Source organism: Micromonospora sp. CA-259024, from assembly GCF_050936255.1.
Lineage (GTDB): Bacteria > Actinomycetota > Actinomycetes > Mycobacteriales > Micromonosporaceae > Micromonospora.
The window spans coordinates 2,992,860-3,017,094 of record NZ_JBNJND010000002.1 but is presented as its reverse complement, the minus strand read 5'-3'; the positions used below and the strand labels follow the sequence as shown (position 1 = coordinate 3,017,094).

Sequence of the window (24,235 nt, the reverse complement as noted above, 5' to 3'; positions counted from 1 at the left end):
GGTTTGCCAGCGCGGGTCCAGGGGGTCGACGCTGTAGTGCCCACCAGGTGATGTAGCCGCGTGGGTCCTCATCATCGCCTCCTCAGATCGAGAGGTTCATGGCGTCGGGAACGGCATGCCTCTTTGGTGTGCCACGGCCGATGCCGGCGTAGACCTCCGGGCGGGCCTGCCGCAGATGACCGGCCCACACTCCGCCCGCAACGGCGGTGGCAAGGAGGATCACCGGCAGCAGGAACGGATACAGCGACCCGGGCGCGGCACCGAGCAGAGACCCGGCGTTGCCGACCATCAGCGCGAGCACCACCGACCCGCCGAGCACGCCCAGAGCGGGCGCGAGCCGCCACTCCCACGCACCGGCCTGCGGGCCGCGCACCCTGGCCGGTGCCATCATCGCGGCCACCGACGCGGCCAACAGCAGACACAACAGGCCCATCGCCCCCAACGCCGACAGCCACGTGAACATCACCGCCACCGGGTCAGCGCCGCTGAACGCGAACACCCCCACCACCACCACCGCGACGGCCGTCTGCATCAACGACCCACCACGCGGCGCACTGACCCGCGTCGTGCTACCGGTCCGGGCAAGACCCGCCGGCAGCACCTTCTCCCGAGCCATGGCGAACACGTACCGGGCGAACACCGAGTGAAACGCCAGCATCGACGTGACGATCGCGAAGATCAGCACCACGCTCGCGAGGGCCACCCACCAGCTGCCCAGGCGCGCCAGGACCGAGAACGGCAACCCGGACGCCGGATCACCGGCCACCTCCCCAACGACGTCAGGGCCGACCGCCACCCCCATCGCGAACGCGGCAACGGCATACACCCCGCCGAGAACGAGGACCCCGCCGACGGTGGCCCGGCCAACTGACCTACGGTCGACGGCCTCCTCAACGAGCGACCCCGACGCGTCGAAGCCCATCAGCCCGGCTACGCCGAAGGCGACCGCACCGCCGATGCCGCTGACCGCCAAACCAGAAGCGTGGAAACCGACCCAGGACACCTCCCCGCCCGCCGGCTGCCCCACCCCGGCGAGGACGAACGCCGCGACGATCAGCAACGACACGGCCAGCACCACGGCCAAGACCCGGGTCGACAACACGATCGCCCGCACACCCAGCACCCCGACGACGACCAGGGCGAGGCCCGCCCATACCCACCAGGTGCCGCCGACCTGGGTTGCCATCGTCGCCCCGAACAGCCCGTACAGGCTGATCTGGATCGCGTTGTAGGCCACCACCGCGACCATGCCGGCAGCGACACCCCAATTCCGGCCCACCCCGTGCGCGAGGATCGCGTAGTAGGCCGCCGAATGCCCGAGCTGGCGGGCCATCGCCGCGTACCCGACCGCCAGTAGCGCGACCGTGCCCGCCACGACCACGAAGGTCAGAGGAAGAGCCGTTACCTTCGTCGTCGCATAGGTGGCGACGATGCCTCCGGTGAGCACCACCATGGGCGCCGACGCCGCCGCCCCAAACACCCACAACCCGAACGGAGTCAGCGTCCGCCGCGCGAGCCCCACCTGCACCTGCGCCGAATTCACCGCTGCCCCCGCTGCGGCGAGTCCGGGCACCCCGACCTGCAGCAGCCATCTACCGGATGCGCGCCCACCTCGGCGGCGTTGGCGGGCACGAGGTAGACCGCCGTCGGCCGTACCGGGCCACCACGCCAGAAGCTCCGGTCGCGGTGGAGCCGGCGAATCGCGGTGTCGCTATCGGCCGTGAATCCGAACAGGTCGTGATCCCCGTCTGGCCACTCGCGCCGGATCACATACCCCCACGCGTACTCCGTCGTCACATCACTTGCGAGCGTGAGGTCGGTGCCGGTACCGGTGCAGGCGGTGGCGATCCGTGCTGGCAACCATCGCCGCACGGCGGGACTCCGTGGTCGCAGGGCGGTGGTGGGCTGAGTGGCTCGGGTCAGCATGAGGGGTGCCTTCCTTCGGTATGAGGGTGTGATGACGTGGCCCGCTGGCCGAGACGTCGCCGCCAGCAGGTAACGAATCCGTGCCTTACTGGGTGGTCAGGGAGAACGCGGCGGTGCCGCCGGGATGACGCGGCCAAGGAAAGGAGTCGCGGTGCGGTCCAGGCGGACTCGTCGCGGCAGCCCACCGCCAGCCGGCCCGCAGGGCTGCTCGTCGTCAGGTTGAGGGCGCCACATCCGCCACAGAGCGGGACCTCCTGGCGCGAGCAGGATCGGCGAGCGCGGTTGATAACCGCCTCGCGCGAGCAGTCCGTCTCCGGGCCGGTCGCTGCTGCACTCCGCACACGACGGCAGCCCGCAAGGTTCAGGGTCTGGTGGTGGGCGGCCAGCAACGCCTGCGCGGCGTCCCCATGCCCAGAACGGACCGCGACGTGAGTGAGCTGGTGATGAGGACGGTGGGGACGCAGCCCATCGACACAGGCGTGCAGCAGCGCGAACCGGGCCGCGTGCCGGCCGAGAAGCCGATGCAGGTCGTACATCCAAGGCGCAGCCGGCGGGGGTGGCTCCAATCGCGCGTACCACACCGCCACCGCCGCGCGATCGTCGGTCGTATCGACTCGGCCGTGCTCCAGCCCCTGCATCAGCACGAGCCGCGCGTAGCGGCGCACAACCACTGGACGCTGGGCCACGTCCGGTACCAGCCAGGCACCCAGGGGCTGGGCCATCAGCGCGTCAGCTATCACCGAGGACAGGGCCTCAACGTCCTCGTCGGTCGCGCGACGGACCGCCGTCTCCATCACGCTCACGGCGCATCCCCCGAGAATTGGCCGAGTCCGCTACCGCCGCTGGCCGTTTCCAGAACGGTCGCCAGGCGGGCGGCGTGCCCTGCGGGTGGGCGAGACACCCACAGCGCCGAATCGAGTGCGCGATGGAAAGTCGCAGCGAGATGCAGGCTGTCCGCAGCGACCCCCGCGAGGGGCAGCCGCTTCCGTGCGGTCTCGATCAACCGCGGTGAACCGCAGACATAAAATGCCTGCCCCGGCCGATAGTGATCCAGGGCCACGCTGAGCAGGTCGCCCTGCGCGGCCGGCTCCACATCACGGTCGTTCGAGAAAGCCAGCACGACCGTGAGCCACTCGCGATACGCGTGCTGAAGCTTGTCCAACGCGACCGCGTCATAAAGGTCCGGCAGCGCGGGCGTGCCCACCACCAACGTCACCCGCCGACCGTTCGGCGACGCTGCAACTTGCTCGACCAGCGCCCGCAGCGGCGCAAGACCAGTACCCCCGGCTGCCAACAGCAGATCGGCGTCACCAGCGGCCTCCAGCGACAATCCGACGTCGGAAGCCGGCCCCAGCCACAACGGCTCCCCCGGGGCCACCCGCTCGACCAGGACAGGCGAGACCACGCCCCCAGCGATGGCACGAACGTGGAACTCCACCCGCCCATCCGGGCGCGGAGCGCTCGCCGGCGAATACCACCGCCACAGCCCCGGCAGCCGAGGCGTACACACCGGCATCGCCTGACCAGGCAGATACCGAAGCCTCCGCATCGGCCGGACAGTCAGGACCGCGACACCATCGGAGGCCGCCTCGCACGCCTCCACCTCCCCGAACGTCACGTGCGGACCGTCACCCAACGCCCCCGCCGCCCGCTCTGCGAGCCGAAGCGCCCGGCGACACCCCAGCTCCCACTGACCCGCAAGCTCGGGCTCCCAACCCTCGCCCGCAAACCGGCGCACCGTATCGACCATCGCAGCCGCGACCGCCGTCCCGTGATACGGCTGAAGATCAAAACGCCGGTACATCCGACCCAACACTGCCAACGCCGCACGCCGACCAGCCGGATCACCCCGACCCGCGACCAGCTGCCCAAGCGTCGAGAAGAACACCGTCGCGAACTGGTGCGGAACTAGCCGCACGCTGCGGTCCTCCATGAACGACCAGAAGTGATCGGCGGCTCGGCCGTGCGAGGCGAGTGCGACCGCCAGCGAGAGTCCCAGGTCAGCCATCGCGCCGGCTGCTCCTGGGTACGCGGACACTATGAACGCTAAGCACCACCCGACTGGGCTTCGGACCCTGCGCACACGTCTCTACCCGCGCCTCGATAGCCCTGTGCCGCGTCACGTTGCTGCCCACGGGGTCGAACGACCGATCGTCGGCCGGAACAAACCACTTTCTCCGGCGCATCTCTATGCCACCCTTCTCTCGGCCCCCGACTTGGCACATCCATGCAGGAGGCTCGCCAGTACCTCTGGGGCGGACCACCCCTGCTCACCGCCGAGCCGGGCGACCTGAGTTCTGCGCGGTCCAATCACCGACAGCGACCGGTCGACACCGAAACGGATTGGCCCGTTCAGGAAAGCCGAACGACCAGAGCAAATCGACGCTTGGCTTGTTGTCTCGCTGTTGTCTCATGCCGAATCCGAGCAGTTTCCGCAGTTGAGAGCGCGTTTCTTTGACCGGATCGGACTAGAGTGACGGCGACGATCGGGGAGGCAGGATGACGCGGGCACCATCGCCACGGAGTCAGCTCTTGGTGCATCCGTTGAGCTACGTTCGGGAACAGCGAAGCTGGACGCAGCAAGATCTCGTCGATGTCATCGCGCGCCGTCTAAACACTGCCGCCCGGCGCGAGAAGGCTTGGCGCTGGGAGCGATGGGGCGTGGTGCCGGATGAGGATTCACAGGTCGCATTGGCCGATGAACTCGGCGTTGATCGGCAAACAGTTAAGGCGCTCGGGTGGCCCCACTGGCTCCCGACCGGTCCCGCGATCAGTGCGTCAGCACCCTGGACCGTCAAGGGAGCAGTGGCCTTGCTTGACGACACTGCAGGACCAGCAGTGCTAGATCGTCGAGGGTTTCTGATCATGCAGGCCGGGTTAGCTGCCGCGATAGCCGAACGGTGGCTCGCAACCGAGCCTCCGAAGATCAACGCAGCGCTTGAGGGAGGCCGCGTCGACGCAGATCTCCTAGATTGCTTTGAACAGCGGCTGCCGGCCCTGCGCCGCATGGACGCCAGCCTCGGCGGCGGGAGCGTGCGGTCGCTGGTTGACGCCGAGCTTCGGCTGGTGACGGATCTCTTGCGCCACAGCAGTTACTCGGAGGTTGCCGGCAATCGCCTGCTGGTTGTCGCTGCCGAGTTGGGGCGAATCGCTGGCTGGGCCAGTTTCGACGCAGGATTTCACGCGGCGGCCGAGCGTTACTGGTTTGCCGCCCTCCACGCTGCCCACTCCGCAGCCGACCGCGCGGCAGGCGCGAACATCCTGAAGTGCATGAGCCTTCAGCGGGTCGACACCGAACGCCCCACCGAGGCCCTCCGTTTGGCCGACGCTGCACGGGCTGGGGCGAAGGACGCGCCCGCCCGCGTGCGAGCGATGCTCACTACGCGTTTGGCTCGCACACATGCAGTGCTTGGTGAATCGGTTGCGTGCGAGCGCCGACTCGCAGAGGCCGACACAGAGATGTCACGCGCTGATGATGAAGCAAGCCCAGCCTGGGCCAGCTACTTTGATCATGCGGAGTACTCCGCCCAGGTTGCGGCCTGCTACCTGCTCCTGCAGCGCCACCATGCCAGTGACTATTGGCTTCAGCAGACCCTCGCACTCCAACCGGCCGAGCGCAGCCGGGACCGTGCAACCTATCTGATCTGGCGCGCTGATTCCGTACTGAATCTCGGAGATGTCGAGCAGGCGTGCAGCCTCGTTGCTCAGGCTGCTCCAGATGTCGTCGCCACCCGATCCGTGCGCAACCATCGCCGTTTGCTGGACATCCATGGTCGTCTCGTGGCGCATCGACACCCCGCCGCAGGAGAGTTGGATGAGTGCGTGCGTAGTCTGCTGGCATGAGTGAGGCCAATAGGGTCGCAGTTGTCACCGGCTCCAACCGCGGCCTCGGCAAGGCCATCGCCCGCGGCTTAGCCGAGACCGGCGCCCACGTGGTCGTCACAGCCCGCACCGAGGAGGCCGCCAATCGGGCCGCCGACGAGCTGCTCGCGGATGAACTCTCCGCATCCGGCCAGCAACTAGATATCGCCGATCCGGCCAGCGTCGCTCGCGCCATGGCGGACGTGGGCTACCAGTACGGCCGGCTAGACATTCTCGTCAACAACGCCGGCATCGCCATCGACCGAGGTCAGGCAGCGGCCAGCGCCGACATCGAGAAGGTGCGAGCCACCCTGGACACCAACATCATGGGGACCTGGCGCTGCTGCACCGCAGCCATCCCCGAGATGAGAAAAAACGGGTACGGCAGGATCGTCAACGTCACCAGCCACATGGGCACGTTTGGCGAAATGGGAACCGGCAGCGTCTCCTACCGCGTGTCGAAAGCTGGGGTGAACGCCCTGACCTGCATCCTCGCAGCTGAACTCAAGGACGACGGCATCTTGGTGAACGCGGCGTCTCCGGGAAAGGTAGACACCCGCCTGGCCTACGGGAAGGCGAACTCCACGCCTGATGAAGCTGCGGACACCTTCGTATGGCTCGCGACGCTGCCGTCAGACGGCCCGTCCGGAGGGCTCTTCTACCAGCGACGACCACTCGCCTGGTAGCGGCATCACCGGACAGCCTGCGCGGCACCGAGCTACCTCTGCGTGATCAACAGATGACGTGAATGAGATCTTCATGTTTGACTGTGTGCATGCAGGCGGGGGAAGCGCGGCTGTCGATCGATTGTGGTGACGCCAGCACCGTGGCTGTTCTTGCCTGGGCTGACGGTGGCGCGTCTGCGCTCTCGTTTGACGGATTGCCGTATCTGCCCAGCGCTGTGTACGTAGGCCCCGATGGGGAGGTACGGACAGGACAGCGGGCGTGGCAGGCCGCCGTCGAGCATCCGAGCAGGCTCATTCCGAGCCCTCGCCGCGCCGTCGATGACGACGTCACCGTCGACAAGACGCCGGTGGAGGCACTCGCGCTGGCGGCGGCGCCGCTGCGCACGGTCGCGGCCGAAGCCGAGCGGGTTGCCGGCGGGCCGGTGCGGGATGTCCGACTGGTGGTACCGGCAGGTTGGGGCCCGCGACGGCGTACCTGGATGAGGCAGGCCGCGCATCGGGCGGGTCTTGCGCAGCCGCGTCTTGTTGAGGCACCGGTAGCCGTCGCCGAACACCTGCTGGCGACCGGCCTGCAACTGCCGGTCGGGGCGTTCATCGTCGTCTGCGACATTGGCGCGGGCGCGGAGGTGACGGTGCTTCGCCGAGGCCCTGCCGGGTTCGAGGTCCTTTCGACCCTCGCTGACCCTGCCGCCGGCGGCACCGCCGTCGACCGAGCCTTGACTGCCGCGCTGACAGGCGGTCGGGACGCGCCCGGCGACGGCATGGGCGATTGGGCGACAACGCAGAGCATCCGCGCGGCGAAGGAATCCTTAGGATCCCACCCTGCCGTCACGGTACCGCTCGCCGGGCGGGCACCGGTCGTCGCGAACAGCACCATGCTCGTCGAAGCCGCTCTGCCAGTAATTCGACGCGTGGCGGAGCTGGTCGGGGAGTCCATCGCCGCGGCCGAACTCTCCGCCAGCGACCTGGCGGGGATCTATTGCGTCGGTGGCAGCGCCCGCCTGCCGCAGTTGGACACGGTCGTCGCAGAGCACACGGGCATCACCCCCGCGGTTGTTCCCGAGCCTCAGCTCGTGGCCGCCCGGGGTGCCGCGGACGCTGGTGCCTCGAACCCGGGGATGGCAGTCCCGGTGGAGGTTCCGGTACCGCCAGTGCGACGGGCCGTGGCAATCGCGGTGCCCGGCTTCGCGTCGCTGGCCCTGATCTGGCAATGCCTGCTGACTGCCGAAGAGCACAACGTGATGAACGTATACCGCTCGGTGCGCTTGAACTGGGGCGAGTTCACGATGGCCGCCGTGTTCGCCCTGCTGGCATGCCTCGCCGCCGGCACTGTTCTCGGTTCCCTGATCGCCGCGCGCAACCCGACGCCGAGTACCCGAACCGAGGGCGGGAAGGTCAGTATCGGCATCCTCGCCGCAGTCAGCCTCGGCGCGGCGATCGCCGGCCTCTACGCGGTCGTCACCAGCCAGTACTTCGGCGAACCCGTAGGCCCTTTCCTGAGGTGGGCCCTGTGGCCGATCACGCCGATCGTGGTGATGGCCGTGGCGATGGCCGTCGTCGCCGCCCGGCAATGGCGTGCCCCGCACGGCGGCTGGTCGGCGCTGCTGGCCGCACCGACCGGATCGATCGTCACCGCAGGGCTCGGCATGGGGCTGATCCAATACTCGCTGACGGCCGACAGGTGGCCCGACCGGCTGTTATGGATCGACATCGCCGGGCGCGTCGGTGGACTCCTCCTCGGCGTCGGATTGGTCATGGCGCTGGTGGCCCCGCTGATGTTCCGCCTCATACTCTGCGCTCCCGTCGCGGTGATCAGCGCCGCGATCGTCAGCAAGCAGGCCGCAGGCATTCTCGGCGTCAGCTACGCCGTGGCCGTAGCGATGTGGTGGGCGGCCCGGTTGTGGACCAGGATTGTCCGCCCCGCCACCACGAGCCCTGTCAGTGCCCAACGATCAGCGGGTACCGGGCCCTCGGGTGGGGGTGGATGAGGTGCGCTGGCCGCGCCAGCTGATGTCGCTGCTGGTCGTCCTCGCGCTCCTGGCCGGCCCGCCCGTGGTGCTGGTACTTCTGGTCGGACCACCGGTACGCGGGTGGCCGAGCACCGAGCAGGTACGGGCGTGGGTGCAGCAGCCCTTGACCGAGCAGACCCTCACCGCCGCGTTAACGATCGGAGCGTGGCTGCTGTGGCTGCTGCTCGCCTACACCGTCGCCGTACGGGCCTTAATCCGTCTGCGCAGGACCGTGGGATGGCTGCGCCGGCTTCCGCTGCCGACGCCGCTGCAGGCGACGGCAAGCGGAATGGCGGGAGCCGCAGTGTTCGGCGTCGCCACCAACACGGTCACCATCGCCCCGCCGCAGCCGTCGCCTCCGCTTACAGCAGGGATGCCCGAGGATTCCGACGGGGTCAGCCCCATCCATGAGGACACGGCGGCGAGCGATGACGGGATTCACCTGGCCGGCGGCTGGCTGCCTGATGAGGTCGCCGAGCAGGTCGCTGCTGCCGCAGCCCTCGTCTGGCTGCGCCGCCGCCGCGACTACCGACCCCACCAACCCGACCCGAACCGCCGCGAGGAACTCAACGCCGCAGGACTGCCCCCGACCGTCGCGGCCGTGCAGGCAGCCCTCGCCGACGCTCCCGCCCCGTCGGTTGCACCGGAGCCGTCGGGCAGCTTCGCCGCCCTTGTCGGTGTCTTCCCGGTCGGCGGTGTGGGCGTCAGCGGACCAGGGACGCTATCGATCGGCCGAGGTCTGCTGATCACCGCCCTGCTGGCCGGGCAACACCTCCGCACCCCAACGCTGGTCACCACCAGGGCAACGCTGACCAGTCTCCTGGGCGGCAACGCGCAGGCGCTCGACCGGCGTCTACCACAGCTCAATGCCGTGGAGACCATCCACGACGCAACGCGGCTTGTCGAGTCCGCCCCCTCACTGAGGATCGTCCTCTTGTTGGAGGAGGAATGCGACGGCTACAACGTGAGGGACCTCGCTGACATGGCGGCCATGGCCGGTGGCCGGGCCGTTGTGCTGGGAGGATGGCCGGCGGGCCCAACCTGGCAAGCCGCACCGACAGGCCATCTGCACGACCCCTCGCGCCCCGAAGAGCCTGGCCCTCGACTGTGTGTCCTGGACCAGGTGGCGGCGACTGACCTGCTCGCCGTCATCGTCCACCCCGACCCGGCACCGCCCACCCCAGCAACCCCGCATCCTCCCCTGCCGCACGTGGCGCCACCGAAGGCCCGGCTGCCGCGGCAGGCGACCCGAGGCGAGCCCCGCAGCCGGCCCGATGCTTCCACTCGGCGGCTTCGCCTACGCGTCTTGGGCGAGCCCACCCTTCTCGTCGATGGCGAACCCCTCACCATCCGCCGCAGCGCCGCCCTCCAGATCCTCGTCTTCCTCGCCGCCGCCCACCCCACCGGCGCCGACACCCCGCAACTGACCGACGCAATCTGGCCGGGCGTACCCCGCCGGTCCCTCACCGGACGCCTCTACACCACCCTCAGCGAACTCCGCACTGCCATCCGAGATGCCAGCGGGCTGCACGTCATCGAACACACCGACGACCGCTACCGCCTCAACCCGGCACACCTGAACGTCGACCTGTGGCAGCTGCAAGCCGCCATTCACCACGCCGCCACCGCCGTCACCAACACCACCGCTGCCTGGCAGACGGTCGTTGACGCCTACCCCGCTGACCTCGCCGCCGGACGCACCTGGCCATGGCTCGACCCCATCCGCGAAACGACCCGCCGGCATGTCATCGACGCCTGCGCCGCCCTCGCCGACGCCGAACCCGACCCGCAGCGCGGCCTTGCCGTGCTGCAGGCGGGCCTCCGCATCGACCCGTACAACGCAGACCTACACGCCCGTGCCCGCAGCGCGCTCACCGCTCACGGTGACCACGAAGCGGCCACCGAACTGCACGACCATTACCTGCGCCTCCTGTCGCACGCTGGGCTCGACGACAATGCGCTCGATCGTCTCTCGAACAGCCCAAGTAGCAGAACCGGCGCCAGCCACGAGTAGCTCGGCTCGACGGATCTGCACTGCTCATTCCCCGACCCCGCTACCGACAAAGCCACTGAGCCGGTGAGGCAGCAGGATCTCGGTGAGTGATGCTGACATCGGCGGGTGCGTCCATCTCGGGATCATGTGGCTTCGCAACTTCATGATCACCGAAAGGTCGCACCCGTCCTACATGGACCCCGACCCCCGCTCAAACTCCCAGCTCAGTCGACCTCAATCGACTACGCAATAGCCCTGGCTATACCCCTGCGGTGCTTCCAGTAGCCACGAACTCCTTTGCAACCGCTAGCAGCTTGTCCAAGAACGACTGGAAGTCAGGCGCGATATGGCGTGGGTTTTCGAGCCCGCCAGTATAGAGCCCATCCGCAATGTGACCCGACGGCAGATAGTAAATTGCACCGCTATCACGAATTACGCAATAGAAGCCGCCACCGCCGTCGGAGCCGAATGTCGCCACATCTGCGCTAATTGAGGATTCAACCCTGACAGGCTGCCCCCAGTCGATCGCTTCCGCAAGTCTCTTAGCCGGATGAATGAAGTATCCGATGTGAACATCTGGAAGGGAAACCTCACCGACTTCCGCGTAGAAGCTGGCCAGGGCGGGCGGGAACAGTGCATCGTCCTCGCCCACCTGAAATCCCAGGTCAGCATCACTTACGAAGTTGGCGTCAGGGTCGGCCGGGTAGCCAAACCTATCCTCGAACACGGCTTCTAGTTCGACGACTGCCGATCGAACGTCGGCCTTCCATTGCCTGAACGATTCCATTGAACTACTTCCAGAATTGTCTGCCGAAGAGGTTGTCTATGTGTCCTTCAAACATTTCAATTGACGATCCACTTGCGTTGGGGGCAGCCCTTTGGAAGTCCGCCCACATGTTAGTGATCTGTTGATGGACGTTGTTTCCAGGCCCAGAACGTGAACCTTGTACGCCCCGCATGTTGGCAGGCGAGTCGAAGTCGAAGTCCGCGAACTCCGGGTGGTCCCGATAATACTGCGGAATCGAGTGGTGAGCGTCCCAATCGCTAGGCAGTCTCGATTGGCCATTCTTGGCAAGGTCAGCGTTGAATCGCCCACGATAGTTGTCGGCTCCGATATTGCAACTACATGGGTTTCCACAATGATCGACACCGCCGCCGCAGTTGTGGACGAGGGCCGGAGTTTCACCGGCGATCACATAGTACGTGTGGCCTCGTTACGGTGGCTGCAGCGACGTCACATCACTGATCTTGGTGGGGAGCTGGGCTTTCGTTCAACTGCCTGTCGGCAGTTCATCGACTGGCAGCGATTTTGACAGCGGCCGTGACAGCAACGTGGGCGCACGCTGGGCTGAGCGCACGGGGTGTGACGTCGGTCGGGCGTCTACTCGGTCCGTTGCCTGCTGCTGGTGGCGGGCTTCCTCTGTGCACGACGGTCGATGAGCCGGTTTACGGCGGTGATGCGTCGTTGGAGGCGTGCGGAGCCGGCGTCGACGGCGGTGGTGTCGATGCGGGCGAGAACAAGCCACCGAAGAACTCGCCACCCTCCAACAAGCACACACCGACCTCGCCGACGACCTCGCCGCCTACGAAGCCAACCTCGGACGAGCCGCCAGCAGCGAAACGCCCGAGCCCGCCGACCAGCCGGCACCGAAGAAGCAGCGACCCAACCCCAAGGCATAGCCCAGCAGCCCCGCCACCCACGGAGCCACTGGGCTAAAAACTGCTTCACCAGATCAAGTACGGCCCGGCAGAGCCGGGCCGCGCGCACGCGCTACGGCCTACAGCCCCGCGCGCACGCGCCCGCGCACCGGGCCACCGGAACGCGCACCAGAGCCAGCCATCGGCACGGCGAAGAACGAACATCAGGGTGTCGGGCCGCGACGATCGCTTCAGAAGGCAAGCACCGTGACGCTTGCGGCGATCGACGCCGCGACGCTACGCGCCGCGCCACCGGCCACCAAGGGCCCCGTCGAGGCCTGGCAACCATCCATAAATGAACATACATACTCGTCGCCTGATATCAGCCGTGACAGCAACCGGCCTACACAACCACGCACACCAGTACACGAAATCGCGACGCTGCTACGGATCGTAGTGACGACCTGGCCATCCTCACGTCGATATCAACGCCCTATGCGGAGCCCCTTTGTCAAGGCAAATTCATAGAAGTCGGCAGAGTCAAACTGAACACTACCCTCCTCATGGTCAAGGAAGCTCACCTGCTCACGACACACGCCATTCTCGGACACGAATCCCCACCAGTCACCAGTACCGACCGGTGCAACCGCTACGAAATTTGGCGCGGCATATATGCCAGTATTCACGGACAGCAGATCTTCGCTACGGCCATCAGGCGATTTGGCGGGCAGCAACTCCACAAACGAAAAGACGCCGCCGCCGAACACCCGCATGAATCTCTTGTACTTCGATGGCAGATGCGTCCCCAGCTCCGCCTCCACCTCGGCAAGATCAGCATCTGTTGCGGTCCAGGAGTCGAAGAGCTGAAACCCAGGAGGGTACTGCTTACCTGCCCTTTCCGTGCGGAAGGACTCAACCTGGGCTTCAAACTCTTCGAACTCCATCGCGGTCTCCTTATCGCCTTCTAGTCGTACCAAAGGTCAGGTCCGTAGTGACCCCAACCCTGTTCCTGCGAGCGATACCACCAGTGTAGTCGCGTGTCTTCCGCTCGCATCGCTCCGGTAACGCCCTGGTGAATCGCGTTTGGATGGAGCTGAGATCCGCGGCCTCTATGTACAACCTGATCCAATTCATGAATTGGCGATCCCGGCATCTGGTCTGCGTGGTGAATCTCAATCCGGCCACCCAGATGATTTGGGCGCAATCCATGCGCACCGCGACCAATATCGCCACGAGTCCACGGCCCCTCAACCCGAATTGGCGGAACATTCGGACCCGCGCCCGTCGCCGGGAAACAACTGCAACTAACGCCTGGAGGCGTATCGCCGCAGTTGTGGACAAGCACGGGAGTGTCACCAGCCACCACATAGTACGTGTGGATGTCGGTAACGGTGAGGTCGCGCATGGTACGCGAGCCAAGATAGTTGTGAACTTCAACTACCCGGATCGGCGCGCTGTCGTCGGAAAGGAGCCCTTCGCCGGGGCGCAGGTCTTTCGCTTCTACCCAGTCGCTGCGGTCGACGCTCCAGAACGGGTGGTTTTGGGTGGTCTCGAGGACCGTGTGGTGCTCGTTTGCCGCTTGAACGGTGACGTTGGCAAGGTCGATGTCTTGGTTGAGGTGGAGCTGTTCGACCTGCTCGGTGTCAGTCTCACCGGTTTCCGGATCGAAGGCGAGAACCTCGTCGCCGATCTTGACGTCGCCGATGGCACGGGTCGTGCCGTTGGCAAGTAGGACTGGCGTCTGGGGGGCAAAGCTGTGGCAGGCCTTACCAGGCTTGGGTATGCCGCCCGACATGGCGGCCTTGGCCGCGTCTTTGCCTGCTTGGGCCGCCAATTTAGGCCCTGCGCCGCGGGCAATTGCGACTGTTGTGGCGACGACTGCTGGTGCGCCAACTGCCGTTACTGCGCCGACGACGAAACCTTCGACAGCGCCGAGGACGGCGCCCTTCACCACCTCTACCGGGGTTTCCTCTTCGCGGTCGAGGGCGTCTTCGGTGAGTGATCCGATGGCGCCTCCGAAGGCTGCACCCATCGCGACGCAGGCGACAGAGCCAACGCCCAGCGTGCTCCCCAAGCAGACGCTGGTGGCCCAGACACCGGCGCCGACACCGGCCACGACACCAACGACCTGAGCGTTGTCACGGGCCACCTTGACGACGCTGTTGTAGGTCTTCTTCACGTTGCACATCGAGAAGAAGCCACACTTGCTCTTCTTCGGGGGCTTCGTCACGGTTCCCGACGAGGGGGTGGTGCCTGAAGTTCCCGACGTTCCTGCGGTTGCTGGGGCAGCGGCCGGCGCGGTACTGCCACCACCACCGTCGGCGATGATCATTCTGCCGGTGGGGTCGGAGAAGGTGATGGGGCTGTAGGAGGAGTAGGAGTACCCCTGCATCTGCTGCGGGTTGTTGAAGTCGATGAGGGGGTCGACGCTGACGAACTGTCCGATGCTCGGGTCGTATGAGCGGGCACCGATATGAGTTAGCCCGGTGGGGTCGCTTTCACCGTCGACGTTGCCGCCGACGAATCCCTTGTCGTTGGGCCACGCCGGGTTGGTGCCACGGGGGGTGCCGTAGGGGGTTTGGCGGCGCTTGGTGATCGTCTGGTTGCCGGCGTTGATGGCGGTTTGTTGGGTGCCTTGGTGGTCGCTGACGAGCCAGGTCACTCCGGTGCTGGTTTGCCGCATGGCGCAGGTTTCGCCGGCGTAGGTGTAGTACCGGGTTGCGGTCTTTTGTTGGGTGGCGGTGGTGTAGCGGATTTCCGTGCCGGGCAGGTAGAGGGTCGCTCCGGTGGGGTCACGGGCGACGAGCCGATTCCCGTCGCCGCCGTAGAGGTAGGTGTGAGTCTTGGCGCCTTCGGTGAGACCGGTGAGGTGGCCTTCGACGTCCCAGGTGAGGTTCTGGCTGCCGGCGCCGGGCGGGCAGGTGTTCGTGGTGGCGGTGCTGGTGGGTCGGCAGGTGGTACTGCCGCTCTCGTCGTACCGGTACGTCTCGGTCCCCGCGCCGACGCCGGTGGCGGTGATGCTCGTGACGGCGTGGGGGCGGCTTGTACCGGGGTTGGGGTAGGAGTAGCTGCGATTGGTAGTGCCGGCTGGAGTAATGCTCCGGTCGCTGCGGAGGTTCCCGGCGGTCGGGGTTCCGGGGGCATCGAACGTCCAGGTCGACCAGTAGGGTGCCGGTCCGCCGAGGGCGTTGGCCTGCGGGGTGACGTCACAGTCGCCGGACGTCGGCGTCCACGCCTGGGTCAGGCGCCGGAGATAGTCGTGGTCGAAACACTGCACGTCGGCAGCCGCGCCGGCGGGGGTGTCGGCGATGCGTTCGATATTGCCGGCGTTGTCGTAGTCGTAGTGGACGTCGGACACGTACTGAGGTGCGATCTGGCGGGTGGTGGTCGCCTGGGCGAGTCGGCGGGTCGCATCGTCGTATTTGAAGCTGCGGTCGACGTAGTTCTGGGCGGTCTGTTGGTAACGAACGAGCCCGAGCTCGCCGTACTCGGTGTATCCGGACTCGACGACGTACGTGCCAGTGTTCGGGTAGTTCGACAGGAGCTGTTCGGGTTGGCCGGTAACCGAGTCATAGGTATGAGTTACGGTTTCACCGCCGAGACCGCCCGCGTTGGGGTAGGTCTCGGTGTCGACGCTGCCGTCCTGCTTGTACTGGCGGGTGAAGATGTAGGTGCCGGCGAGCCCGGTTTCCGAGGTCGGGATGACGTAGTCCTCGCCGGTGGACTGGTATAGCGGGCTGTAGCCGCGGATGCGGACCTTGTATTCCTGGGTGCGGGTGGCGCCGGTCCAGCGGCTGGTGGAGGCGAGTTGCCCCTTGGCACCGCTCGGGTCGTACGCCCAGGTAATACGTCGGGTGGCGTCGGAGATCGTGCTGTCGTAGAGACCGGTCCGGCGCCCCAGCAGGTCGTAGCCGAAGACCAACTTCTCACCACGGGCTTTGGCTCGGGCGTCGACGACTTCGGTAACGTCGCCGTAGTCGTTGTAGGCGGTAGTGGTGAGGCCCTTGTCGGGGTCGGTCGCCGAGGTCTGCCGGCCGCGGATGTCGTAGCCGTAGGTCCAAGCGTTAGTGGCGGTGGCGTCCTTGACCGCGGTCAGCTGGTTCTTGCGGTTGAAGGTGTAGGACGTGGTGTCGAAGGCCCCGTCGGTGGTGCCACCGGCGTGCTGACGCAGTTCCACAGTGTTGCCACGAGCGTCGACGATGGTCGTGGTGGGCGTGCCGCCTTGTGAGGGTCTGGGGCCTTGCGGGGGCGTCACGTAAGTGCGGTCGCCGCCGTAGCGGGTCTTGGTGCGCCACTTCTCGGTTAGTGCATTGTTGACCGAGGATCGGAAGATCGTTTCGTTGACGCGACCGGCGCGGTCGTACTCGGCGACCGTCTGACCCTTGATCAGCCACTCGTCGATCGTCTTCAGGTTGACGCTGGGCGTGATGTCCATGTCGTAGTGGTGGTCGGTGCTGGTGACGACTCGCCCAGCGGCGTCGTAGGTGTTCTCGGTGAAGATCGTGCCGGTGCCGGCCTTCGCTGCGGTTTGGGTTTGCCGGTCGCGTAGGAGGCCGTCGTAGAGAGCATAGGTAGTGAGGTATTTGCCTTCAGGGTTGATCGACTTAGTGGTGACAGCGTTGACGCCCCCGGACGACCGGAGTGTGTAGGAGAACTCCGTTGACGGAGAATCCTCGTGGGTGCTTTTGAGCCGGTTGGGAAGCCATACCTTCGTGAGGCGGCCGTGCGCGTCGTACCTCTGGTCGGTGCGCTTGGAGTTGACGTCAATGTTGCCGGTGGCGCTACCCCACGCCCCTTCGAGTTCGGCTGTGGTGGTCCAGGTTTGCGTGCCGACCGTCTGCGCGGTGTCGACCTTGGTAACGGGTCCGCCAGCCTGCGGTGTGTAGGTGGTGGTGCTCTTGTTGCCCCGTACGTCGGTGCTTGCGGACACCCGACCGTAGGGGTCATAGGAGACAGTGCCGGTGGTGAGCCAGGTGGTGGTACCGCCGTTGACCGGAGTCCAGTCCTTCAGCTCCTCAGATCTGGTGAGGTCGCCCTTGGTGGGAGACGTTCCCCCTGCTTGCCCATCGGCGTAATAGCCGTTGCCGTCGTAGCTAGTGCGGGCGTCGCCGATGATGTCGTCGGCACTGGTCGGGGCTGTGCCGCAGGGCAACGCAAAGGTCTGCATCCGGGCGGTCAGCCCCAGAATGTTCAGCGACGGGTTACGGGCGTAGGTGGTCTTTATGCAGGACTCGTCACCGCTGACGGCGAGGTCACCCTGGTTGTCAACCTGCTCAGGCGCGCCGTAGGGATCGAAGGTCGTGGACGCACGGGTTACTCGCCACCCGCGGGCGGCGTCGAGCTTGACCGCCTGCCAGGTGGTATCGGTGCCGGAGTGGCGGGCGTAGACAGTGGTATCGCCCATGTCGCGGCTCGCGGTCGGCGCGGACTGCCACGGCTTGTTGACAGACGTCGAGATGGGATCGGTGTCGACGCCGTTGAAGACGGTCTGCTGCCGGGGCATGCCAGCCCAGGCTTCCTCATCGTTGGCCTGGGGGGCGTCGCCGGAATCAGTGGTGTCACCGTCGGCGTTGACGTCGACAGCTGGGAGGGTCACCGTGCTGGTGCTGGTGCCCCCGGCGGCTGTCTTGTCGCCATGCAAGCCGCGGAAGTAGCGGGTTTCGGTGAGAGTGTCCTTGCCGGGAATGCCCTGCCGGACACGAACTCTTCCATAGCCGCGGTAGTCGGCCCAGGTGCGGAGCTTGTCCTTGGTGAGCCCGTCGTCGTCGGTGTGTCGCCAGCCGGCGCCGCCGAGGTATTCGTAGCTGGTGATCTTGTCGGTGCCGCCGCCGGTCCAGTCGGCCTCGGTCACCTGGTTCACGACGTACTTGTGGAAGTACTCCGTCTCCATCTTCTTCGTGTACGGGTCTTCGGACAGGACGGGGTAGCAGCGCAGCGTGTTCGTCTCAGGCGACGAGGGCATGGTGACGTCTTTGACGCACTGTGGGTCCGAGTACGTTATGGAGATCTTTCCGCCAGACTCGGTCCAGATGGTTCCCATCCGCATCCAGTGCATCGGCGGAGCATCGTCGCCGAGCGCGTCGACGCGATTGGGCTTCTGTACCCAATCGAAGTTGACCTCAGGTAGGGCATCACCCGACCCCTTAGGCAGGCCGACATGTCCCGATTTGACGATGCTCTCGAGCCACATGCCGTCTCGGCTGGAGTCACCGTTGTTCGGGAAGGTGTGTGTGAATGCCCACGAGTCCACGTCCTTGTAGTCGACGGGCACTGCGGCCGGATTCCAGACCTGAGTGGTGATCTTCGCGAGTCGGCTGGTCGTCCAGAATGTCGGGCTGTACTTGCCCTCGCAACTGGTCTCGGTGCACTCCTGGTCCTTCGGAGTGTCCTTCCAGTTGGCGTCCTGATCACAGGCGCTCAAGCACCGGTCGGCGGGGGTGAACAGGACCCGCATCGGCGCCTTGGTCGTCGTGTAAACGGTGTCGACGCCGGCGCGGTTGTCGGTGCCGTAGTCAATGTGTTCCAGGACGCCGCCGCGGACGTAGCTGACGTCGTCGGAGTCGGTGACGTTGCGGGCGTACTTGTTGGTCTGGGGGGTGTACCACATCGACATGGTGTTGCCGTGGACGTCAACCACGTAGTCGAGATTCCACCGCCACGCCTGGTCGCAGAACGAGTCGATGAAGGCAGGCTTGCGACAGGGGTCCGTCGCGTTGTTGCCGGCCACGGGCACGGTCCACGTGGATTTGGTGGTCGGCTTGCCGGACGTCCACCCGGTGAGTCGATTCAGGCCGAAGAAGTACTGGGTGCCCTCGGCGTCGGTGACCTTCCAGTACTCGTTGTCATCATCTTCGTTATCCGTGTCGGTCAGCCGCTGGATCCGCGAGCCGTCGTCGACCTTCGGCTTCCATACCCCGGTGGCTCCGTCTCGCACCAGCTCGTTCGACGACCCGTTGAGTGACATGACGGCGTTGTCGGTGCCCCAGCACTCGTCGTAACTGTCGGTGGTGTTGTTGGCGTCGCCACCCTTGTCGTCGTTGCACGCCTTGTACTGCCGCTCGATGAAGCCCGGCCAGTAGTCGAAGCCCTCGCCGATCCACGACGGCTGGTTGTTGGAGGCGTCGCTGCGACCATCCACCGCCGACGACGAGTAGGACAGATTGAGTTCCGGCGCGGGACCACCGAGCGAGGGTGGTGTCCGCATTGGGTACGACCAGGAGAAGTCGCCCGAGGAGCCGCCTGCAGACCAGCTCGACGACGCCTGTAGCGAACTAGCGGAGTAGTCCCCAGTACTCCCAGATGGTGCTGCCGCCAGTGCCAGCATCAGTCCCGAAGTCTCGGAACGCCCCGTCCCCGAGCCCGTGGTCGCACCAGCTGCGAGATCGACGTCGGCGGAGACCCGCTTGTTCGCCAGATCGTTGTGGGAAGGCAGAGCCTGCGCTCGGCAGGACGCGGACTGCACCTGGGTCAGCGCGCATTCCGGGACCGCGAGCAGCCGCAGGCGGTTGGACCAGTCGCCGCCATAGGCGTTGGCGAAGGATGAGTAGTCGACGGCGAGGTTGACCCGTCCCCTGCTGGTGACGGCATGTGCCTGCTCGAGACGCAGGAGCAGGCCGTCCTTCCAGCCTTCGGGGGTGGAGGCCCGGTCGAGCAGGTGCACGCGTACCTGCGACACCTCCGGCAGTGGAGCCCTGGTGGCGAGACCTGGCGTCGCTGCGCCGGGACTGCCAACCCATACAGGCAGCGATCCCGCCTTCGCGCTGACCGTGACATCCTGTTCGCCAGCACGCCGCGCGGCCTTAGCCTGCTCGACGGAGAGGCTGACGTCCGCAATGCCACCCGCGGGCCAGACCGGTGCCGGCTCCGCGGCAGCGCTCGCACCCTGCGAAAGATCCTTGGGTCGAGGTCTCGCCTTCACGGGATGAGACTTGACGGATTCACGCTCCTGCACCTGGAGGCGGACCACGTCGGGCGTCTCGGCCCGGGCCGGCACGGCGCTGAGCAACCCGGCCGTCAAGGTAAGGCTCAGGCTAAAAATCAGCGCGTGGCGTGCCCTGCGCCGCACGTCGGCGACTGCCCGCCTGACGCGCCAGGCGCGAGGCGAACGGCCACGACCGGATGTGGACGGACCAACCATGATCAACCTCCGTGCGTGCAAAGGGCGAGGTGCTCAAGCCGTGGCAGGAGCAGACAAAGACGTAGGGGCGAGGTGTCACTGCCGCGCGGCGGGTTCTGCCGCCGCGCGGCACCACAGAAGCGAGTTCGACAGCGGTCAGCAGCCTGGGAGGTCGCGCTTGGCTTCCCGGTCGGACATTGCGCCGGCGTAGACGGTGATCTCATCCAGGCTGCCGGCCATGAAACCAGCGTCGCTGTATCCGCTGCCGACATAGACTGCGGCGGTGGATGGGCTGCCGATAGCCCCGGTTCCCTGGCTGGTTTGTCTGCACCCGTTGACGTAGAGGCGGACAGTGCCAGCAGTGGCGTCGAAGACACCGCGTAGGTGGACCCACGCACCAGCTGCCGCCCCGACATTCGACGAAGCGGTCGACCATGAACCGCTCGGGGATTTCACCGCGAAGCCCCACTTGCCGCCTTGGACCGCGAGTTTGACTTCGCCATTAGCTGAACGAAGGAGGGACTGGTCAGGAGTGACGGCGTCGAGTCGCACCCAGGAGCTCACTGTCAATGACTGGTCAGTAGGCACCACTGGACCCGAGGTGACCGCGTGGCCCCTGCCGTCACCGTTGGATCCGTAGCCGTCAGGCTGGGTGTTGTTGAACCACAGGGCGCTGTTGCCGTTGTGCGACTCGCCGGTGTATCCGACGGTCTGTTCCGGTGAGTACGGGTCAGTGCACCCTTGCAGGTGTAGGTCAGGGATGGGCGACCAGTAGGTGCCGTCGCTGATGGGGTCTTCGCACGATCCAAGACCGCTGTCGAAGGTCCAGCGGGCCACCTGCTGGGGTGCCAGCAGCCCGGGATAGTCCTGGGTTCCGGCCTCAAGGTCTTTGTCGGTGCCCAGGATGTCGTCGGATGCGATTGCCCGGTTCCACAAGCGTAATTCGCGGACTTCACCGGTGAAGCCGTTGCCGGGCACCCCGGAGGCGCGGTCTCGCCCAACCGCGAGCTGCCCGGTGGCCTTCCAGCCGCCGCCCCGGGTGGACAGCCATGTCGCGTCAGGCGTCACGTCCGCGACCCGCTGCCCATTCACGAAGAGACGAACACGCTGTTCGGTCTCGTCCCACACCCCGGCGAGGTGGACCCACTTGCCGTCCGGAGCAGGAGTGCTCGCAGAGGCATCAGCCAACAGGGGAACGGTCTGGTCGAGGTTCGCCACCCGAAGGTGCCATTTTGCGGTGGCGCAGTCGTAGGTCAGGCGGAAGGCGCTGGTGTTGCTGCCGTCGATGGACACGGCCGACTGGTTGCCAGTACAGGCCGCTGCGGGTCGCTTGACCCAGGCGGCGACGCTGAAGGAGCCGGATGTATCCAGGCCGGTACCGGCCGCTGACAACCAACCCTGGGTACCGCCCGGGGTCGCGTCGAGCCGCAACGTGCTCTCGCCGAGCAGCCAGGTGTCAGGGGTCCAGGAGACGTCGTTGACTGCGGAGTCGACGGCCAGCACAGCGGTCCCGATCTGCGGGTTCAACCGGTATTCCGACACGGTCGTCAGCGGCCAGTGCGCCACAGGCGCGGATGGCGAGCCGACGAGGAACTGATAGGACTCGCTTGCCCCCGGCACACCGGCGGCGTTCTTCCCGACCACAGTGAGTGCGTTGAGGCCATGCCGTGGCGGCGTCAACGAGGTGGAGTAGGAGCCACCCGCAGGGACAATGACGGTTTTCTGGGCTAGGCCGACCCAGCCGAAGGTGTAGCTGACAATGTTCGATGCGCCAGCATCCCCCGGCTCGGGTTCGAACTTGAACAAGCCCGGCACCCCTGGGCCGCCATGGGCGACCTCATCCGCCGGGTAGGTGGAGGAGGTGACCTTCACCGCACCGGCGGTCGTGTTGATGGTGAAGTTGCACCACGCCGTGACCGGCGAGGAGTCGCCGAGCGAATCCTTGGTTTGGACATGGAAGGTATAGGTTTTGCCGTTCGCGCCCGCCCCGAAGTCGAGTGTCACCTCGCCATAGTTGTTCGCCGGGCGCACCACCGGATCGCCTACTGACTGATGCGTGGCGGCGGAGGCTTCCTTGTAGCCGTACCAACCGCGGATGGTGTTCGCCGCGCCGTCGGCGTCGATATACTGGGCCCTGAGCTTGACGACGGTGGTCCCGATCGTGGAGCCGCACGGTTTGCCAGCGGCGGTCAGGTTGATGGCCTTGCCCGGGACGGTGTTGTACGTGACCTCGAGCCACGCCTTGTCGGTGTAGAACTTCTTCCACCGGTCCTCGGCGGTCTCCCACTCACCCGTCTCGTTGCACGCGCACAGCCCGACGGTGAAGACGTCCCACCCCTCCGTCGCGAAAAGCTGCAGATCGGTGGTCAGTGCGGTGTTGGTGAACTCGGCATCCTTGTCTGGCTGGGCCGTGCCGCCGCACCCGCCGGCTTCGTTGGCGTTGCCCTCCCACGAGTCGAGCCACACCCCCGACGGCAATGGTCGAGTGGTCCACGCCATCCTGCCACCGGAGGCGACGGTGATCGCCGAGGTCCGGAACAGGTGCACCCAGGTCGGCGTACACGACGACGAGTGGTCGAGGGTGATGCGGGTGACCGCACTAAGGACATGTTTGCCATTGAGAGCGTTGACGTCGAAGCCGTAGTACGACCGGTACAGCTGCCCGTTGCTGCTGTACTCGTCCGGCGGCTGCTTGCCCACCCGAGCTGCAGATCCGTCGTTGTTCTCGCCATTACTCGTCGCGTACGCCCACTTGTTGCGCTGCTTCTCGAACGGCGGGTCAATGAACAACGGGTACGTCAGGTTCGGATCGGCCATCATCGTCGCGTCGGTGGAAACTTTCAGCTCGCCAGCGGCCACCGACACGTCCGCCTCAGCGACGCGTGAGGTGACCGCTGGCTCCGCCGCAGTGGCCGGCTCGCCAATCGGCTCGGTGCCATCACTGATCGAGCTCGACCGTGCGCCCGCCAGTGACGGCAGAACCTCGCCGCCCCTCGCCGGATCCGCCGACGAATCCCACATCGTCGCGGCACGACTCACCGCGACCGTCCGACCGGCACGGCTGATCATGCGCAGCGTTCCATCCCCCGGCGCGGTGATCCGCATGTCCCCGCCGGTCAGGTACCGCAACGTCCGCACCTCGGCGCTGTGCGCGGCCGTAGCGCTCTTGACCTCCACCGTGTGCCGGTAGCCGTCCCGGGTCGCCATCACGTGCAGATTGACGTCCGGAAGCACCGACTCGTAGATGGCCGTATTGCCCTCGATCCGCGGCGCCGGCAGCGGCGTCGGCCAGGACAGCGTGAAAGTGGACCCATCCTCCCGCCAAGTCACCAGCGGCCCACTACCACCGCCTGAGAAGGCCACATCAGCCAGGCTGACCGCAGGACGGTAGGTGCCGTCAGATCGACGGGACAGGTTCGTCTCGATCGCCGCCCACGAGCCGTCGGCCTTGCGGACCCGCTGCGGCACCACCGACGTCCGCAACCGCCGCACCCCCGACGGCTCCACGAACACCTGAGACCGCTCCGTGCGCTCGGACACAGCCTCCACGGCCGCGCCGCACTCGACCGCCAACCGACTCGCGGCTGCCTCGTCGGCCGCCTCGGCAACGCACGTCTCTGCCGCCATGGCGGGATCCTGCAAAGCGGGCAACCCGACCGCCACCAGTGTGCCGGCAACCAGCGTCAACACCACGGCAGCGCCGACGGCCTTCCGGCGCTCCCGACGGCGCGACCGGGCCCGAACACCCGCCCCGGCCTGTATGGAGGGTGCGGCGCCGTCAACCACCGGTGGGTGCATCCCCACCCCACGTCGCACATGCCAGACCGCCACAGCGTCTCCCCGTTTCAACACAGCAAGCAAAGTGATCGACACATTGAGCTATGAAAGATCCACCTGTCAAGGAACTGATCCGAAGATCATCTGAACTGCCCACCCAGACCGGCTCGAAACTGGCAAAACAGTTGTTTGGACTAAATCGATCAAGACGGTTGAGGGTATAGGAAAC

10 protein-coding genes and 1 pseudogene are annotated in these 24,235 nt (G+C 66.3%); 4 read left to right on the top strand and 7 right to left on the bottom strand.

Annotated features, from left to right (window positions below; all coding sequences use genetic code 11):
- Nucleotides 1–82: 82 nt before the first annotated feature.
- Both ACQEUX_RS33570 and ACQEUX_RS33565 read right to left on the bottom strand, forming a co-directional pair.
- Nucleotides 83–1,528, bottom strand: coding sequence for an APC family permease (locus tag ACQEUX_RS33570; protein WP_433057323.1), 1,446 nt, complete (start codon nt 1,526–1,528; stop codon nt 83–85).
- A 1,197-nt stretch (nt 1,529–2,725) separates the two neighbouring features.
- Nucleotides 2,726–3,934 carry an FAD-binding oxidoreductase gene (locus ACQEUX_RS33565; RefSeq protein ID WP_433056950.1) on the bottom strand — a complete coding sequence of 403 codons (1,209 nt, stop codon included), beginning with the start codon at nt 3,932–3,934 and terminating at the stop codon, nt 2,726–2,728.
- Between the two features lie 527 nt (nt 3,935–4,461).
- Here ACQEUX_RS33565 and ACQEUX_RS33560 point away from each other — a divergent pair.
- From ACQEUX_RS33560 to ACQEUX_RS33545, 4 genes are all read left to right on the top strand, one after another.
- Complete coding sequence (locus tag ACQEUX_RS33560; protein ID WP_433057321.1) at nt 4,462–5,769, top strand: transcriptional regulator; 1,308 nt, start codon at nt 4,462–4,464, stop codon at nt 5,767–5,769.
- The gene (locus ACQEUX_RS33555; protein ID WP_433056948.1) at nt 5,766–6,473 is read left to right on the top strand and encodes an SDR family oxidoreductase; all 708 of its coding nucleotides are present in this window, start codon (nt 5,766–5,768) and stop codon (nt 6,471–6,473) included. Before ACQEUX_RS33560 ends, ACQEUX_RS33555 begins: the two co-directional genes overlap by 4 nt.
- A gap of 89 nt (nt 6,474–6,562) precedes the next feature.
- Nucleotides 6,563–8,461: an Hsp70 family protein gene (locus ACQEUX_RS33550; RefSeq protein ID WP_433056946.1), complete on the top strand. Its 1,899-nt coding sequence runs from the start codon at nt 6,563–6,565 to the stop codon at nt 8,459–8,461.
- 1 nt (nt 8,462) lies between these two features.
- Nucleotides 8,463–10,496 (top strand): AfsR/SARP family transcriptional regulator, encoded by a 2,034-nt coding sequence (locus tag ACQEUX_RS33545; protein WP_433056944.1) that lies wholly within the window; start codon nt 8,463–8,465, stop codon nt 10,494–10,496.
- Between the two features lie 238 nt (nt 10,497–10,734).
- Here the strand turns inward: ACQEUX_RS33545 and ACQEUX_RS33540 are convergent, their stop codons facing one another.
- The 5 genes and pseudogenes from ACQEUX_RS33540 to ACQEUX_RS33520 form a co-directional block, all read right to left on the bottom strand.
- A complete protein-coding gene (locus ACQEUX_RS33540) occupies nt 10,735–11,262 on the bottom strand; it encodes a hypothetical protein (protein WP_433056942.1) in 528 nt (175 codons plus the stop codon).
- 594 nt (nt 11,263–11,856) lie between these two features.
- Nucleotides 11,857–11,994, bottom strand: a pseudogene (locus tag ACQEUX_RS33535) (transcriptional regulator); the annotation flags it as partial.
- Nucleotides 11,995–12,598: 604 nt separating this feature from the next.
- Nucleotides 12,599–13,057: an SMI1/KNR4 family protein gene (locus tag ACQEUX_RS33530; protein WP_433056940.1), complete on the bottom strand. Its 459-nt coding sequence runs from the start codon at nt 13,055–13,057 to the stop codon at nt 12,599–12,601.
- Between the two features lie 20 nt (nt 13,058–13,077).
- Nucleotides 13,078–20,250 (bottom strand): polymorphic toxin-type HINT domain-containing protein, encoded by a 7,173-nt coding sequence (locus ACQEUX_RS33525; RefSeq protein ID WP_433056938.1) that lies wholly within the window; start codon nt 20,248–20,250, stop codon nt 13,078–13,080.
- A 135-nt stretch (nt 20,251–20,385) separates the two neighbouring features.
- A complete protein-coding gene (locus tag ACQEUX_RS33520) occupies nt 20,386–23,922 on the bottom strand; it encodes a LamG domain-containing protein (RefSeq protein WP_433056936.1) in 3,537 nt (1,178 codons plus the stop codon).
- Between the last annotated feature and the right edge of the window lie 313 nt (nt 23,923–24,235).